This window comes from bacterium, from assembly GCA_016873475.1.
Lineage (GTDB): Bacteria > Krumholzibacteriota > Krumholzibacteriia > JACNKJ01 > JACNKJ01 > VGXI01.
The window spans coordinates 1-1,540 of the sequence record VGXI01000421.1; the positions used below are offsets into that span (position 1 = coordinate 1).

The 1,540-nt window shown below is 72.7% G+C and carries 3 protein-coding genes; 2 read left to right on the top strand and 1 reads right to left on the bottom strand.

The features are described from left to right. Window positions 1-259, bottom strand: a 259-nt coding sequence (locus FJ251_16320; protein MBM4119265.1) for a hypothetical protein, incomplete at its 3' end; no start/stop codon positions are given. Between the two features lie 146 nt (window positions 260-405). Between FJ251_16320 and FJ251_16325 the strand changes: the two genes are divergently transcribed. Beyond that, entirely contained in the window at window positions 406-921 is a 516-nt protein-coding gene (locus FJ251_16325; GenBank protein ID MBM4119266.1) for a hypothetical protein, read from the top strand. 105 nt (window positions 922-1,026) lie between these two features. Then, window positions 1,027-1,540 (top strand): saccharopine dehydrogenase (locus tag FJ251_16330; GenBank protein ID MBM4119267.1); only part of this gene is annotated, 514 nt, incomplete at its 3' end.

Below are 1,540 nucleotides of genomic sequence, written 5' to 3' on the forward strand. Positions count from 1 at the left end.
CGAGCGCGAGCGCGCCCGCGGGCTCGAGCACCTTCACGAAGCGATGGCGGTAGCGGTGGCCCAGGCCGCTGTCCTCGACGATCACCGACTCGCGCTCGAAGAGCACGAGCTGTTCGGCCTCGCCGACGAGTTCGGCGGGCGCCTCGGCGGCGAGCAGCGCGACGGCCTCGGCGGGCGGCAGCGGTTGCGGCGGCTCGAGGGCCGTAGCGGGCGGGGTGAGGGCGCAGAGCAGGGCGAGCGCGAGCAGGCAAGAGCGCATGCCGATCTCCTTGGCAGAGGGCGCGCGGCGAGAGCGGGGGCCAGCGCGACCACTCTAGCGCGCGGGGCGCCGGGCGTCCAGCCGGGAGCGCGGTTGACGCCGGCCCGCGATCGGTTAGACTCCCCCGCGCACCCCGGGAGGCCCGCATGCGCCAACGCTCCTTCCCCCTCGCCATCGCGTTCGCGTTCGCCCTCGGGACCGGCTGCGGCGCGCAGAAGCACCACCTCTATCCCGGGCCGGAGCGGGCGCCGCTGGACCTCGCGCGCGTCGAGTGCTACCGCAAGGGCACGACGGTGGAGCTGCGCGCAGTGGACGACCAACCCTGCCCGCCGAACTACGTCTACCTCACGCCGGGTCGGCACCGGCTGCGCCTGGCCGGGCCGCTCAATATCACCGCGACCGACGCGCCGCCCGATCAGCTGCGGGCCGATCCCGAGAGCGAGCGGCCACTTGTGGCGCTGGAGCTGGAGGCCGTCGCCGGGATGCACTACTTCCTCGGCGCCACCTACAAGGAACTGGCCTTCCTGCGCAACCGCTCGGACCAGACCCGCGTCTGGGACGAGGGCTTCTACAAGACCTGGACCCTGGATCTCTACGGCCAGCCGCAGGGCGCCCTCGGCCTGGCGCCCCTGATCAAGAGCTACCCGCAGAAGGCCGAGTAGGCCGCCGGGCGTGGCGCCCGCCCCTGGCGCGCGCGGGCGCCTTGGCTACTTTGAGCGGACGGCCCGCCGCCGGGCGGGCCCCTTTCTTCAGCCCAGGATGCCGCCATGAAGCAGGTGACCGTTCTCGGCGCGGGCAAGAGCTCGCCCTACCTCATCGCCAAGCTGCTCGAGATGGCCGCCGAGTGCGACTGGTTCGTCACCGTCGGCGACCTGGACCTGGAGCTGGCGGCATCGCGCGTGAACGGCCACCCCCGCGGCGCGGCCGTGCGCTTCGACATCAACGACGCGCAGCTGCGCGACGCTCAGATCAAGGGCGCCGACCTCGTCGTCAACATGCTGGCGCCGCGCTTCCTGGACCTGATCGCCTGGGACTGCGTGCAGCACGGCAAGCACATGGTCTCGGTGTCCTACCGCGACCAGGCCCTGCGCGAACTCGACGCCGACGCCCAGCGCGCCGGCGTGCTGCTGCTCTGCGAGCTGGGCCTGGACCCGGGCATCGACCACATGTCGGCGATGCGCCTGATCCACCGCATCAAGGGCGAGGGCGGGCGCATCACGAGCTTCTGCTCCTACGGCAGCGGCATCCCATCGCCGGCCAACGCCGAGGAGTACCCGCTGC

What these genes read in the sequence shown, in the direction of transcription:
- FJ251_16325 (MBM4119266.1), top strand. Translation starts at nt 406, where the DNA reads ATGCGCCAACGCTCCTTCCCCCTCGCCATCGCGTTCGCGTTCGCCCTC.